Origin of the sequence: Kribbella monticola (genome assembly GCF_003261635.1) — a bacterium.
Taxonomy (GTDB): domain Bacteria; phylum Actinomycetota; class Actinomycetes; order Propionibacteriales; family Kribbellaceae; genus Kribbella; species Kribbella monticola.
The window spans coordinates 245,808-259,680 of sequence record NZ_QFXK01000009.1; the positions used below are offsets into that span (position 1 = coordinate 245,808).

A 13,873-nucleotide genomic window follows, 5' to 3' on the forward strand; every position below is an offset into this window, starting at 1 on the left:
TTCACCTCTCTTCGAGGGGTTACCCCACTGCTAGAAGAATGGGGTAACCCCTCGATCAGGAGTGGACCCGCCTCGTCGACGCGTCGGCGGCCATGGCGAACGCTCGGCGGATGCGGTGAATCAGGCGCTCGGGGTGGTCCAGGTCTTTCCAGTCGACCCGGACGACCAGGTAGCCGGCCGACCGTAGTTGGTCCTCTCGGCGCTTCTCACGCAGTACGACGTCGACCGCCTGATCGCGGTACTTGATGAGTCCGTCGAACTCGACGATCACCCGGTGCTGCCGGAAGAAGAAGTCCACCCGCGCCACGACATTCCCTGAATCGATGCTGAATCGGGTCTGCAACTCGGGCTCCGGCAGCCCGTAGGTGTCCATCAGCACACGAAGACGCGACTCCCCGACTGACTCCGACCGCTGATCGGCAAATTGCACAGCGGCTCGCGCAGTACCGGTTCCTGGCCAGCCGGACATGAAACTGAGCACATCGTCCAGCTCGGCCTTCGTCACACGCTCCTGCTGCAACGCAGAGTCGCACAGCACGACGGCCGCCTCGAACTGCGTGGCGCAGGCCGCCTCGATCACCGCTCTGGCAACTGTGGTTGAGGTCAGACCTTCGGTCGTGGTGACGGCAGCGCTCGGCAACGCGCCGACGTGATGGCACGTACCCGCGACGATTCGCCCCTTCGCGCGGTCCGTACGGGTGACATGCACGCGACGAAGATCCATTCCCCACGTCGGCAGACCATGCAGAACAACAGCGGACTGATGACTGATCACCACGGCTCCCGGCGAGTGCCCGCGCCGCAGCGTGGACCGCGAGTCGATGCTCTGCCGCAGCCCGCTCCCACGGGAGAGCATCAGCCGGGTCCACCATCCGTTCGCAGTACAGGCCTCTTCTGAGCGAGACCCATTGCCCACTGCGAAGCCGCTCGCGGATCTGACTCACTGTGTAGCCGGACTCGAGCGCATCCTGACGCGTAAAAGTGCCGCCGTGCTCCGATGCACGACGACGAAGCTTGATGTTCATACCTTGAAACCTGCCGCGATCCGCCCCCACCCCACCGCGTCCCCGACCATCTGTGGACAACCACCACACCCCCAGCACCCCGCACCCGTCAGCTGCCCCCCGGCGTCCCCTCACGGTTCGGGTGGGTTCACTCTCCCTGATGGGGTTACCCCACTGTCCGAACAGTGGGGTAACCCTGCCGCGGGGAGTGGAGACCGCGTAGCGACGGCGGAGGTTACGGGGTGGTTCCAGTGTGGGGATGCGATGTTGTTCACGGCGTGGGGTGTGGGTGGTTGACCCTGGGATTCGGAAAGGTTGCGTCGACGGGGAGAGACGGTCTTCCCGCAGGCAGTTAGGAACGGAATGCGTAAGGTTGCGGCCCTCGTGGCGGTAGTGACATTGAGCGTCGGCACGTTGACGGCGTGCTCGGGCGGCGACTACTGCAGTGAGCTGCAGAACTATGCCGAGGCGGTCAAGGGCCTCGACATCAAGGACAAGGCCGCGGTCGACAAGATGCGTGGTGAGGCGAAGAAGCTGTCCAAGTCGGCGCCGGACGACCTGAAGGACGACTGGAAGACGGTGCTGGACTACGCCGACAAGGCGAAGGACGCCAACGGCGACACCGCCAAGCTCACCGACCTGGCCAAGAAGGACGGCGAGAAGATCGCGGCCGCCTCGCAGGCGATCGCGAAGCAGGCGAAGGACACCTGCAAGGTCAACATCGAAGGCTGATCATCGGTCCCGCGACCGCGCAGTACCGCGATGCCGGTACTGCGGGTCGCCGTACCGCGATCTGCGGTGAACACAAACCGCGGACCGGTCTGTGACGGCCGGTCCGCGGTTTGTGTTCACCGGTAGCGTCGGGGGTTCATCCCGACGACCGACAGCGAGGACGAGAACCAGATGCGCACCCTAGTGATGACCGCGGCGATGATCGCGACGGCCGCCGGCCTGACCGCGTGCACCGAGGAGCAGGCGTACTGCGTCGATCTCGCCGGGTACGCCGCGTCCGCGGTGAACGTGGACCCGCAGAAGCCGGCCGACTACGTGAAGATCCTCGACGACGCCAAGAAACTGCAGGGCTCCGCGCCGAAAGAGGTGAAGGACGACTGGGCCGTGATCGTGGCGTTCGCGGAGAAGGCGCAGAAGGCCGGGAGCGATCGCGTTCAGCTGGCGCGGCTGAGCAAGGAAACGGGCGCGGTCACCACGGCGTACCGGCAGATCGCCACGCATGCCAAGGATTCCTGCAAGGTGGACGTCCCGGCGCTCAACTGATCGTGTCCGCGTCATCACATCGCGGGGCGCAGGCCGCCTTATCACCACGGAGTTCGGAGCGGCCCTCCTGAGCCTGTCCCGGAGGCGTCCGAAGCCGTGTTAGGTTCACGTTCGAAGCCACAAAACGGGACAGGTGAAACGGTGCCACTTCCTTCTTTGACCCCGGAGCAGCGAGCGGCGGCTCTGGACAAGGCCGCGGCGGCGCGGCGCGAGCGTGCGGAGATCAAGAACCGGATCCGGCACTCCGGAGCGTCCCCGACGCAGGTTCTGCACGAGGGGCAGGTCAACGACGTGATCGGCAAGATGCGGGTCAGCGCGCTGCTGCAGTGCATCCCCGGCGTCGGCAAGGTGCGCGCCCAGCAGATCATGGAGCGCGCCGGCATCTCCGAGACGCGGCGGGTCCGCGGTCTGGGGACGAACCAGATCGCCGCGCTCGAGCGCGAATTCGCCGAGTGAAGCTGATGTCGGTCACCAGGACTGAACCGAGCACGAGTCGGGCGGAGACGGGCCGGGAGATGGATTCGCACACGGGGAATGCAACAGAACCGGACAGCGGTACGGCGATCTCGCGCGGCAACCCGTCCGGCCGGACCGGCCGCGGCGTCGGCGGCGCGCGGCTGACCGTGCTGGCCGGCCCGACCGCCGTCGGCAAGGGCACGGTCGCCGCGGACATCCGGGAGCGCTTCCCCGAGATCTGGATCTCGGTCTCGGCGACCACCCGCAAGGCGCGGCCGGGCGAAGAGCACGGCGTGCACTACCTGTTCGTGACCGACGACGAGTTCGACCGGATGATCGCCGACGACGAGCTGCTCGAGTGGGCCGTCGTCCACAAGGCCGCCCGGTACGGGACGCCCCGGCAGCCGGTGCTCGACAAGCTGGCCGAGGGCCGGCCCGCGTTGCTGGAGATCGACCTGCAGGGCGCCCGCCAGGTCCGCGAGACGATGCCGGACGCCCATTTCGTCTTCCTCGCCCCGCCGAGCTGGGACGAACTGGTCCGCCGGCTGGTCGGCCGGGGGACCGAAACGGCCGAGGAGCGGGAGCGCCGGCTGGAGACGGCTACCCTGGAGCTGGCGGCCGAGAAGGAGTTCGACGTCACGATCGTGAACGCCTCGGTTCGGGAGGCGGCCGATCAGTTGGTAAAGTTGATTCGATCACCCTCCATCTCTGGAAAGAGCTGACCTTGTCTGGCAACCAGCCCGTCGCCATCGGCATCACCTCCCCGCCGATCGACGACCTGCTCACCCGTACCGACTCGAAGTACAAGCTGGTCCTGTACTCGGCCAAGCGGGCCCGGCAGATCAACGCCTACTACTCCCAGCTCGGCGAAGGCCTGCTGGAGTACGTCGGACCGCTGGTCGAGACCCACGTCCAGGAGAAGCCGCTCTCGATCGCCATGCGCGAGATCAACGAGGGCGTGCTGACCTGCACGGACATCGACCCCGAGGCCGAGGCGGAAGCCGCCGCAGCCGCGGAGAAGTCCGAGTAGTTTCGTCCGAGGGCCAGGCTCGATGACGCAGCCACCCCCGACCCCCGGCGCAGCTTCGGCCCCGGGGGATTCGGTCGTCTCCACCGCCAAGCCGAACGTGGTGCTCGGCGTCGGCGGTGGCATCGCGGCGTACAAGGTCTGTGACCTGCTCCGGCGGTTGACCGAGTCGGGGCATCGGGTCCGGGTGGTGCCGACCGCGGCCGCGCTGGAGTTCGTCGGCGCGGCGACCTGGGCGGCGCTGTCGGGTCAGCCGGTGACCGCCGATCCGTTCGACGACGTGCACGAAGTGCCGCACGTCCGGATCGGGAAGGCCGCCGAGCTGGTCGTCGTCGCACCAGCCACGGCGAACCTGATCGCCAAGGCCGCGCACGGCCTGGCCGACGACCTGCTCACCAACACGCTGCTGACCGCGCGCTGCCCGATCCTCTTCGCGGCGGCGATGCACACCGAGATGTGGGAACACCCCGCCACGCAAGCGAATGTGGCGACGCTGCGATCGCGCGGCATCACCGTGCTCGACCCCGCGGTCGGGCGGCTGACCGGCAGCGACACCGGTCGTGGCCGGTTGCCCGAGCCGGCCGAGATCTTCGCGATCAGCCAGCTGATGCTCGCCGACGAGACCGCGCGCGCTGCGGGCCAATCGGTCGCCGACTTGACCGGCAAACACGTCCTGGTCAGCGCCGGTGGGACGCGCGAACACCTCGACCCGGTGCGTTACCTGGGCAACTCCTCCTCCGGGAAGCAGGGCTACGCCCTCGCCCGGATCGCCGCCGCCCGCGGCGCGAAGGTCACGCTGGTCGCGGCCAACTCGGAGCTCGCCGATCCGGCCGGCGTCCAGGTCGTCCCCGTGACGAGCACCCGCGAGCTGTACGACGAGATCACCGGGCGCGCCGTCGATGCCGACGCGATCGTGATGGCCGCGGCTCCGGCAGACTTCCGGCCGGCCGATGTGGCCGGGCACAAGATCAAGAAGACCGCCGACGGCTCAGTGCCCGCGGTCAGCCTCGTGCAGAACCCGGACATCCTGGCGACCATCTCGCACGACCGGCGGCGGACGGACCAGGTGATCGTCGGGTTCGCGGCCGAGACCGGTGATGAGCAGCACACCGTGATCGAGTTGGCTCGCGCCAAGCTCGAACGCAAGGGCTGCGACCTGCTGGTGGTGAACGACGTGTCCGGCGGCAAGGTCTTCGGCAGCGACACCAACGAAGCGGTCATCCTGGACCGCGACGGCGGCGCCCTGCCCTTCCCCTCGGGCAGCAAGGACGCTCTCGCCGGCGTCATCTGGAACTTGGTCGCCACCCACTGGCACTGAGTGCTTCCCGGTCGACGACTGGCGCTGACAGCTGCGGGTCGCGCGGGCTTCGGTTCGGACGGGCCTGGATTGAGGACGGAAGCTGGCCGCTTCTGGTTCTAGCGTTCTTCGTATGAGCGGCTTGGCGTGGGAAGCGATCGTGGCGCGGCGAGTGCGGCGGCATTACCTGGACGTACCAGCGAACGGAAGCCCGGCGGACGTCGTACGGGCTATGTGTGGGGCGCATGCGCAGGTGCTGTCGGCGGCGGAGATCTCCGTTGCGTTGCGGATGGAGAAGGCGACGCGGGCCGACATTCAGCGAGCGCTGTGGGAGGACCGCACGCTGGTGAAGACCTTCGGGCCGCGGGGGACCATTCACCTATTGCCCGCCGACGAGCTGTCGCTGTGGATGCGGGCATTGTCGGCGTTGCCCCGCTCTGGTGGCCAAGCGGCACCGGGTACGCGCATGACCGCCGACCAACTCGCCGAGGTGATCGAAGCAATCGGGAACGCGCTCTCTGCCGACGATCTGACGATGGACGAACTCAGCGAACAGGTGGTCGCCCGGACCGGTTCCTGGGCGGGCGATCTGGTGATGCCGGCGTTCCAGGAGTTCTGGCCGCGCTGGCGCCAGGCGATCCCAGCCGCCGGCAAGGCGGGCGTTCTCTGCTACGGCCCGAACCGCGGCCGCAAGACCACCTACTCCAACCCGCAGCGGTTCGCGCCGTTCACAACCGGGAACGGCGAGGAAGCGCTCTCTGAGATTCTCCGACGGTTTCTGCACACGTACGGCCCGGCCACTCCGCAACAGTTCGCGAAATGGCTGAGTGCGCCGCCGGGCTTTGTGGCAAAGGTGTTCGCGACCAGCCCCAACCTCGAGGAGGTCGAGGTGAACGGCAGCACGGCATGGCTGAACGCGGGCGACACAGAGTTGCCGGCCGAGCGGGTCCGCGGCGTACGCCTGCTGCCGTACTTCGACGCGTACGGCGTGGGCAGCCATCCGCGGGAACTCGTCTTTCCCGGCGACGCCTACACCCGCGCCTTGGCGGGCGGACAAGCCGGCAACTATCCCGTGCTTCTCGTCGACGGCATCGTCGCCGGCGTCTGGCACCAGAAGCGCTCAGGCCGCCGCCTGCAGGTGACGGTCGAACCCCTTCGCCCGTTGAAGCCTGCCCAGCTGCGATCGCTGGACGAACAAGTCGAGCGCTTGGGTGAAATCGTCGGCGCCACCCCGGAACTGACCATCGGCAAGGTCACCGTCGGACCGCATGCCTGACCAGCATTCGGTCGCTGATTCCGCCATACGGACGGATCGGTGGGGCCGACCTGACCGTCGCCCGAAGTGCTGGCATACTGCCCAGGAGCATCGCTCGAGCCGATGCGAGGTGGGGTACGGCTACCCGCCGTACGACAGACAAAGAAAACCCGAGGGAGAACCGTGGCGAGGCGCCTTTTCACGTCCGAGTCGGTGACGGAAGGTCATCCGGACAAGATCGCTGACCAGATCAGCGACTCCATCCTCGATGCCCTGCTGGCCGAGGATCCGAAGAGCCGCGTCGCGGTGGAGACCCTCGTCACGACCGGCCTGGTGGTCGTGGCCGGCGAGGTCACCACGTCGGCGTACGTGGACATCCCCGGGATCGTGCGCAAGCGGATCCTGGACATCGGCTACGACTCGTCCCTGAAGGGCTTCGACGGCTCGTCCTGTGGCGTCTCGGTCGCCATCGGCAGCCAGTCGCCGGACATCGCCCAGGGCGTCAACACGGCGTACGAGACGCGCACGGACGCCTCCGTCGACGAGCTCGACCTGCAGGGCGCCGGCGACCAGGGCCTGATGTTCGGCTACGCCACCAACGAGACGCCCGAGCTGATGCCGCTGCCGATCACCATCGCGCACCGGCTGTCCGAGCGGCTGTCGGAGGTTCGCAAGGACGGCACGATGGCGTACCTGCGTCCCGACGGCAAGACCCAGGTCACGGTCGAGTACGACGGTGACAAGGCGGTCCGGATCGACACGGTCGTCGTCTCCAGCCAGCACGCCGCCGACATCAGCCTCGACTCGATGCTGACGCCGGATGTGAAGAAGCACGTCGTCGACCCGATCCTCGAGCAGTTCGACATCGACTCGACCGACTACAAGCTGCTGGTGAACCCGACCGGCCGGTTCGAGATCGGCGGCCCGATGGGCGACGCGGGTCTGACCGGCCGCAAGATCATCGTCGACACCTACGGCGGCATGGCCCGCCACGGTGGTGGCGCGTTCTCCGGCAAGGACCCGTCGAAGGTCGACCGCTCGGCGGCGTACGCGATGCGCTGGGTGGCCAAGAACATCGTCGCCGCGGGGCTCGCCGCGCGGGCCGAGGTCCAGGTCGCCTACGCGATCGGCAAGGCCAGCCCGGTCGGCGTCTACGTCGACACCTTCGGCACCGAGACCGTTCCGGTCGACAAGATCAGCGACGCGGTGCTCGAGGTCTTCGACCTCCGCCCGGCCGCGATCATCCGCGACCTCGAACTGCTCCGGCCGATCTACGCCCAGACCGCCGCCAACGGCCACTTCGGCCGCACCGGCGCCGACTTCACCTGGGAGCGCACCGACCGCGTCGACGCCCTCAAGGCCGCCGTCGCCAAGTAGTCCCACACAAAACTGCCCGCCGACCCCCGAGGGCCGGCGGGCAGTTGCACGTCCCCCACCCGCGCTCCCGCGCTCCCGCGCTCCCGCGCTCCCGCGCTCCTGCGCTCCTGCGCTCCTGCGCTCCTGCGCTCCTGCGCTCCTGCGCTCTCCGCGCTCTCCGCGCTCTCCGCGCTCCCGCGCGGGCGTGCTTCTCTCGTCTTCGGGGCTTGTCCACAGGGCTCCCGGTATCTGTCGGGTGGGGCGACTAGAGTTCACCGGTGGCACAGAACGGGGACTCACCTGAGCAGTTGACGCTGCTCCGCGAGACCGTTCGCCGTTCCCGCACGAAGGTGCCGGCCGGGATCACCTCCGCGCTGCCCGTCGCGCGCATCGCGGTCGACGTCTCGCTGCCACACCTCGACCGCCCGTTCGACTACCTGGTGCCCGACGATGTCGCCGACGCCGCCCAACCCGGAGCGCGGGTCAAAGTGCGGTTCGCGGGCAAGGACCTCGACGGCTTCGTCCTCGAACGCCTGGAGTCGTCCGATCACGACGGCAAGCTGGCCCGGATCCGCAAGGTCGTCTCACCCGAGCAGGTGCTGACCCCCGAAGTCGCCGACCTCTGCCGAGCCGTCGCCGACCGGTACGCCGGAGTCCTCGCCGACGTGACCCGCCTCGCCGTCCCACCCCGGCACGCGAAGATCGAAGCCGAGCCGCTGAAATGCACGCAGCCTGTCCAGCCCGTGCTCTCCACATCGCTGTCCGAATGGTCGCCGTACCCGAACGCCCCCGGTTTCCTCGACGCGCTCCGCCGTTCCGAGGCGCCGCGCGCCATCTGGACCGCAGTGGCAGGTGCCGACTGGGCGACGGCCTTCGCGCAGGCCGCCGCCGTCTGCGCATCGGCCGGCCGCGGGGCGCTCCTGCTCGCCCCGGACGCCCGTGATCTGGAGCGCCTCGCCGCCGCCTGCTCCGAAGTACTGGGCCCGGAGGGGTTCGTGACGCTCTCCGCCGACCTCGGCCCGACTGCCAGGTATCGCGCTTTCCTCGCCGCTCTGCGCGGCTGCACCCGAGTCGTGATCGGCACCAGGGCCGCCGCTTTCGCGCCCGTCACCGACCTCGGCCTGGTCGCGTTGTGGGACGACGGCGACGACTCGTACGCCGAACCACGCGCGCCCTATCCCCATGCGCGCGAGGTGCTGCTGCTGCGCGCCTATCAGCAGAAGTGCGCCTTCTTGCTGGGTGGGTTCGCGCGGTCGGCGGAGGCCGCGGCCTTGCTGGAATCGGGGTGGGCCGGTGAGCTGATCGCGGATCGGCCGGTGATCCGGGCGGCCGCGCCGTCGGTTCACATCGCGGGGGAGTCGGACACGGAACTGGCTCGCGATCCGGGGGCTCGTGCCGCGCGGTTGCCGCATCGGGCTTTCGAGATCGCGCGGGCAGGGCTCCGGTCGGGTCCTGTGCTCGTTCAGGTTCCGCGCGCGGGGTACTTGCCGAGCCTGGTGTGCCAGACGTGCCGAGCTCCATCGAGATGCTCGACCTGCGGCGGCACGTTGCGGCGTACTGATGGATCAGGGCCCGCGAGCTGCACCGTATGTGGGCGACCCGCGGCCGACCACCGCTGTCCCGAGTGCGGTGACACCCGGATGCGTGCCGCCGTCGTCGGTGCGCGGAGAACGGCCGAAGAACTGGGCAGAGCGTTTCCTGGCGTTCTCGTCCGTACGTCGGGCGGTGACAACGTCCTGGACACCGTGTCCGACGAGCCGGCGTTGATCGTCACCACGCCGGGCGCGGAACCGGTTGCTTCCGGTGGTTACACCGCGGCTCTGCTGCTGGACACCTGGTTGTTGCTCGCGCGGCCGGATCTGCGAGCGCCGGAGGAAGCCGTACGCCGATGGTTCAACGCGGCCGCGTTGGTCCGTCCTGCTCGCCAGGGTGGGACGGTGATCATGGTGGGGGAGCCGTCGGCCACTCCGTTGCAGGCGATCGTGCGATGGAGCCCCGAGGGATTCGCGACACGTGAGCTGGGCGAACGCCGTACTGCGCGCCTCGCGCCGGCCGCCAAACTCGCCGAGCTGACCGGCCCGACCGAAGCGGTCGCCGACCTGCTCGCAAGACTGCGCCAACTCGTCGATCCCCAAGCAGGCTTGGAGATTCTCGGTCCTGTAGCCCTGGACGACGAAACCAGCCGCGCAGTGGTCCGTACGCCGCGCGCCTCCGGCTCGGCCTTGGCCCGCACCCTCAAAGAGGCCCAAGCCGCCCGGACCACCAAGAAACTCCCCGGCTCGGTGCGCATCCAAGTAGATCCCGTCCACTTCGGCTGACCCTCAAAGCCGCCCCGGCGACGTTCTATGTTCGCCGACCGACCGATGGTCAGCCGGCCGGCCCGACCTGCAACAACTGCCTGGGTCAGGCGGTGTCGGCCAGTGGGGTGGGGGCGGAGAGGGTGAGGAGCTGGGTGCCGATCGGCGTTCGGTAGTAGAGGACTGCGCGGCCGTCGCGGCGGGAGTCGACGACGCCGGCTGCACGGAGGATGCCGAGGTGGACGCTCAGGGTCGGCGCGGAGATGCCGAGTTGGTGGGACAGGTGCGTGGTCGACATCGGCAGGTCGAGGTGGCTCATGATCGCCGCGCGGGTCCGGCCGACCAGATCGGCGAGCGGGGATTCACTCGCGTCCTGCTGGCTCTCCCACAGCCGACCGAGACCGCGCGGCGGATAGGTGATCGTCGGCACGTACGGCGCCGCCATCACCGAAAGGCCAGCGGGCCAGGTGAATACGCACGGCACGAGCAGCAACCCCTGCCCTGGCTGCGGAACGCCGTCACACGAGTAAGGCCGGTCGATCTCGACCCGGCCGCCGCTGAACCTGATCGACGGATGCAGATTGCGGAACAGCCGCTCCACGCCACCGGCGGCGAGTTCGTCCAGCCGGAACGCCAGGTCGTCCTGCAGCAGCGACCGCATCCGGCGCCAGTCCGGTTCGATCGTCCGCCGCCAGTAACTGTCGAGCGCGCCGGTGATCCGGTCGAGCGCTCTCTCCGGATCTGCCATCAGTTCCGGCAGCACAGGATGCGGATGCTCATGATGCAGCTTGCCGAGCTCCTGCACCACCAACTCGTACGGCGTCGCGGAGATCGCTGCCAGGCCGGACTCGAAGCTTGTCGACCGTCGCGGCGGTGCGGGCGTCAGAAAGTCCGGGATGTAGCTGACCGGCGGAATGAGTGCCCTGAGCAACATCAGGTCATCGCCCGCCGCGATCGGACCGATCTTGCGTAACCACGGCCCGTGCACGCTGCGAGCCGAATTGTTGCTGAGTGCCCGGACGCTGGTCACCGCCTCCCAGACCGGCGAGAACGCGAACCTGATCCGGCTCACGTCGTCCGTACTGAGCCTGATGGTGATCACTCCCGCACTCTAACGCCGATCTCGTCGATTAGTCCTCTGCCTAATGTTCGACAGCACCGCCGAAGCAACCGAGAGTGGTCCCATGAGTGAGACCGTCGCCGTGCCAGAGAACGCTCCCCGCCTTCCCCGGGCGTTCTGGGCGCTCTGGGTCTGCCAGTTGGTCAACCGCCTCGGCAGCTTCGTCCAGCCGTTCCTCGTGCTCTACCTGACCCAGGACCGCCACCTCTCCGCCGGTACGGCGGGTGCCGTAGCCGCGGCGGTCGGCGGCGGCTCGGTGATCTCCCAACTCGTCGGCGGCTGGGTTTCCGACCGCTTCGGACGGCGCCGCACGATGCTGATCGGCTTCCTCGGTACGGCGGCAGCGCTGATCCTGCTCGGTTCGGCCCGGTCGATGGGAACGATCTGGGCGGCTGCGTTCGTGGTCGGCCTGCTGGGAGACATGTTCCGTCCCGCCGTCTCCGCGACAGTCGCCGACCTGCTGCAGCCCAAGGAGCGCGTCCGTGCGTACGGGCTGCTGTTCTGGGCGATCAATCTCGGCTTCTCGGTCTCGACGGTCAGCGCCGGTGTCCTGGCGAGCGTCGGCTACAGCCTGCTGTTCTGGATCAACGCCGGTACTTCGGTCGTCGCGGCACTCGTGATCTGGCGGATGGTGCCGGAGACCAGGCCGGTGAGCTCCGGCGACTCGCGACGGCCGTTGCTGCCGGTGGCATTGCGTGACACGACGTTCTTGCTGATGATCCTGCTCCAGATCGGGTACGCGACCATCTACTTCCAGGGGTACTCGACGCTTCCGCTGGCGATGGCGGGGGACCACCTCAGCAGTTCGACGTACGGGCTGGTGATTGCGTTGAACGGCGTGGTGATCGTCGTCGTCCAGCCCTTCGTGAACCGGCGGCTGGCCACCTTCGACCGGCCGAAGCTGCTCGCCAGCTCGATGTTGATCGTCGGACTTGGCTTCGGGCTGGGCGCGATCGTGCACAGCTGGTGGGGGTACGGGCTGTCGGTGGTGGTCTGGACGATCGGCGAGATCGGCTTCGCCGCGGTGATCGGCGCGGTCTTCGCCGACCTCGCCCCGGTGGACCTGCGCGGCGGCTACATGGGTCTGGCCGGCAGCATGTCCTTCGGCCTCGGCAGCGTCATCGGCCCCCTCCTCGGCACCAACGCCCTCGAACACGCCGGCCCCACCGCCACCTGGCTGGCCTGCGCGGTCCTGGGCGTCATCCTCTACATCGGCCAACTAGCCCTGGCCCCCGCCCTCCACCACCGAGCCGAACTCAACGCCCTCGCCGAAGCAGCCTGACGAACCCTTTCGCCGGGCGGGTTTGATCGACGGCCGGCGGGGTCGATGAAGAGTTGGGCGTGCGTGGGTTCATGAACGCCGCCGACGCCGCGGTTGCGAGCGTGAGGGCGATTGCGACCGCGAGAGCGATCTCTGCCGCGCTTGCCGGGGTTCGGCTGCGAAGCGTATGGAGGAAGATCGTGCCGAGGAGAGCGATCCCTACCGTTCCTCCGAACTGCTGTACGGCGTTCAGCAGCCCGGCGGCCGACCCGGTTTCGTGTGGTCGAACCCGATGCAGGGCGGTGGTGAAGAACGGGGTGGCGAACAACCCGACTCCGAGCCCGCAAACGCCGAGGGGGACGTATAGCGGCCAATCGGTTCGCGAGTTGTTGTACGCAGCAACAGTTCCCAGGAGTCCGGCGAGAATCGCCACGATCCCGGCGAACATGGTCTTCGACCCGTACCGCGGAACGAGTACGGCCCCGGCGAACCAGGACGCGACGCCACTCGCCGCCGACCAGGGCAACAAGGTGAGGCTGGTCCGCAGTACGTCGAAGTGAAGACCGAGTTGCAGCTGGAGTACGACGACCAGCGTCACCCCGGTCGTCATCGCGAAGAACAGCGTCGACGTCAGTAGTGCGGGCGCGAACCCGCGATTCTCGAACAGACTGGTCTCGACCAGGATCGCGCGCCCATGCCGACGACTCCGCTGCTGCAGGAAGCAGACTGCGAGGACGACCAAGCCGATGGGGAGACAGATCCAGTTCTCACCCTGGATCAGCGGATCGATGGCGAGAGCAGAACCAGCAACCAGGAGAGCGCTCCCTGTCAGATCCAGCTGCGGTCGACGGGCCGACCGGTCCTCGCGCATCAGGGGAGTGGCCAGCAGGACCACCAGGCCGAGTGGAAGGTTCACCGCGAACACCGGACGCCAAGAACTGCCGAACAGGTCCGCGTGAGTCAGTAGGCCGCCGAGCAGCGGTCCGCAGATGCCGGCCAGACCCATCACGGGGCCGATGCTGCCGAGGGCCTTGGGCAGTTCGTCCGCGTCGAACATCGCGCGGATCAGTCCGATCGTCTGCGGAATGACCAACGCGGCAGCCGCACCCTGGAGCGCTCTCGCGGCGATCAGCACGCCGGGGTCCGGCGCCAACGCGCAACAGACCGATGTCACCAGGAAGCCGGCAACTCCGATCCGGAAGACTCGCTTGCGCCCGGCGATGTCGCCCAGCCGTCCGCCGGTGATCAGCAACGCCGCGAACGGCAAGGTGTACGCCGCACTGAACCACTGGATGTCCGAAGCCCGCCCACCCAGCTCCGCGTGGATGACAGGCGCCGCGACTTGCACGATCGTCGCGTCCAGCAGATTCATCGCCTCGGCAACGAGCAACACCCCCAACACCAACCACCGCCACTTGTACGCGTCCCCGGCGCCCGCCACTGTCGGCTGCTCGCCTGCCTGCACCTGTGTCATCAGTCCTCCCGAAGGCCGCCGGATGCGGCTTGAGCAGGAGCTTGCAGGAGA

At 68.3% G+C, this 13,873-nt stretch carries 13 protein-coding genes and 1 pseudogene; 10 read left to right on the forward strand and 4 right to left on the reverse strand.

The features are described from left to right. Window positions 1-55: 55 nt before the first annotated feature. Window positions 56-856 (reverse strand): DUF559 domain-containing protein, encoded by an 801-nt coding sequence (locus tag DIZ26_RS04780; RefSeq protein ID WP_232828144.1) that lies wholly within the window; start codon window positions 854-856, stop codon window positions 56-58. Window positions 857-890: 34 nt separating this feature from the next. Next, a pseudogene (locus DIZ26_RS38765) lies at window positions 891-1,025 on the reverse strand (type IV toxin-antitoxin system AbiEi family antitoxin domain-containing protein); the annotation flags it as partial. 363 nt (window positions 1,026-1,388) lie between these two features. Between DIZ26_RS38765 and DIZ26_RS04785 the strand changes: the two are divergent. The 9 genes from DIZ26_RS04785 to DIZ26_RS04825 all read left to right on the forward strand — a co-directional run bounded on the left by DIZ26_RS04785 (window position 1,389) and on the right by DIZ26_RS04825 (window position 9,988). Beyond that, the gene (locus tag DIZ26_RS04785) at window positions 1,389-1,736 is read left to right on the forward strand and encodes a hypothetical protein (protein ID WP_232828145.1); all 348 of its coding nucleotides are present in this window, start codon (window positions 1,389-1,391) and stop codon (window positions 1,734-1,736) included. A 171-nt stretch (window positions 1,737-1,907) separates the two neighbouring features. After that, window positions 1,908-2,279: a hypothetical protein gene (locus tag DIZ26_RS04790; RefSeq protein WP_112238103.1), complete on the forward strand. Its 372-nt coding sequence runs from the start codon at window positions 1,908-1,910 to the stop codon at window positions 2,277-2,279. A gap of 141 nt (window positions 2,280-2,420) precedes the next feature. Beyond that, entirely contained in the window at window positions 2,421-2,735 is a 315-nt protein-coding gene (mihF, locus tag DIZ26_RS04795) for an integration host factor, actinobacterial type (RefSeq protein WP_112238105.1), read from the forward strand. A gap of 59 nt (window positions 2,736-2,794) precedes the next feature. Next, window positions 2,795-3,457 (forward strand): guanylate kinase, encoded by a 663-nt coding sequence (gene gmk / locus DIZ26_RS04800; protein WP_232828146.1) that lies wholly within the window; start codon window positions 2,795-2,797, stop codon window positions 3,455-3,457. Window positions 3,458-3,459: 2 nt separating this feature from the next. Then, window positions 3,460-3,765 (forward strand): DNA-directed RNA polymerase subunit omega, encoded by a 306-nt coding sequence (gene rpoZ / locus DIZ26_RS04805; RefSeq protein WP_112238107.1) that lies wholly within the window; start codon window positions 3,460-3,462, stop codon window positions 3,763-3,765. Between the two features lie 22 nt (window positions 3,766-3,787). Next, entirely contained in the window at window positions 3,788-5,080 is a 1,293-nt protein-coding gene (gene coaBC, locus DIZ26_RS04810; protein ID WP_332872715.1) for a bifunctional phosphopantothenoylcysteine decarboxylase/phosphopantothenate--cysteine ligase CoaBC, read from the forward strand. A 112-nt stretch (window positions 5,081-5,192) separates the two neighbouring features. Next, window positions 5,193-6,335 (forward strand): winged helix DNA-binding domain-containing protein, encoded by a 1,143-nt coding sequence (locus tag DIZ26_RS04815; protein ID WP_112238109.1) that lies wholly within the window; start codon window positions 5,193-5,195, stop codon window positions 6,333-6,335. A 162-nt stretch (window positions 6,336-6,497) separates the two neighbouring features. Beyond that, window positions 6,498-7,691 (forward strand): methionine adenosyltransferase, encoded by a 1,194-nt coding sequence (gene metK / locus DIZ26_RS04820; RefSeq protein WP_112238111.1) that lies wholly within the window; start codon window positions 6,498-6,500, stop codon window positions 7,689-7,691. 257 nt (window positions 7,692-7,948) lie between these two features. After that, window positions 7,949-9,988, forward strand: coding sequence for a primosomal protein N' (locus DIZ26_RS04825; RefSeq protein WP_112238113.1), 2,040 nt, complete (start codon window positions 7,949-7,951; stop codon window positions 9,986-9,988). A gap of 85 nt (window positions 9,989-10,073) precedes the next feature. Here DIZ26_RS04825 and DIZ26_RS04830 read toward each other — a convergent pair whose 3' ends face one another. Further along, a complete protein-coding gene (locus DIZ26_RS04830) occupies window positions 10,074-11,069 on the reverse strand; it encodes an ArsR/SmtB family transcription factor (RefSeq protein WP_112238115.1) in 996 nt (331 codons plus the stop codon). Window positions 11,070-11,151: 82 nt separating this feature from the next. On the opposite strand from DIZ26_RS04830, the gene DIZ26_RS04835 reads away from it, so the two are divergent. After that, a complete protein-coding gene (locus DIZ26_RS04835) occupies window positions 11,152-12,369 on the forward strand; it encodes an MDR family MFS transporter (protein ID WP_112238585.1) in 1,218 nt (405 codons plus the stop codon). On the opposite strand, the gene DIZ26_RS04840 is transcribed toward DIZ26_RS04835, so the two are convergent. Beyond that, the gene (locus DIZ26_RS04840) at window positions 12,344-13,822 is read right to left on the reverse strand and encodes an MFS transporter (RefSeq protein WP_112238117.1); all 1,479 of its coding nucleotides are present in this window, start codon (window positions 13,820-13,822) and stop codon (window positions 12,344-12,346) included. The two genes, DIZ26_RS04835 and DIZ26_RS04840, sit on opposite strands and share 26 nt — an antisense overlap. Window positions 13,823-13,873 lie beyond the last annotated feature (51 nt).

What these genes read in the sequence shown, in the direction of transcription:
- DIZ26_RS04835 (WP_112238585.1), top strand. Translation starts at nt 11,152, where the DNA reads ATGAGTGAGACCGTCGCCGTGCCAGAGAACGCTCCCCGCCTTCCCCGG.
- DIZ26_RS04780 (WP_232828144.1), bottom strand. Translation starts at nt 856, where the DNA reads ATGCTCTCCCGTGGGAGCGGGCTGCGGCAGAGCATCGACTCGCGGTCC.
- gmk (WP_232828146.1), top strand. Translation starts at nt 2,795, where the DNA reads ATGGATTCGCACACGGGGAATGCAACAGAACCGGACAGCGGTACGGCG.
- DIZ26_RS04790 (WP_112238103.1), top strand. Translation starts at nt 1,908, where the DNA reads ATGCGCACCCTAGTGATGACCGCGGCGATGATCGCGACGGCCGCCGGC.
- DIZ26_RS04840 (WP_112238117.1), bottom strand. Translation starts at nt 13,822, where the DNA reads ATGACACAGGTGCAGGCAGGCGAGCAGCCGACAGTGGCGGGCGCCGGG.
- coaBC (WP_332872715.1), top strand. Translation starts at nt 3,788, where the DNA reads ATGACGCAGCCACCCCCGACCCCCGGCGCAGCTTCGGCCCCGGGGGAT.
- DIZ26_RS04815 (WP_112238109.1), top strand. Translation starts at nt 5,193, where the DNA reads ATGAGCGGCTTGGCGTGGGAAGCGATCGTGGCGCGGCGAGTGCGGCGG.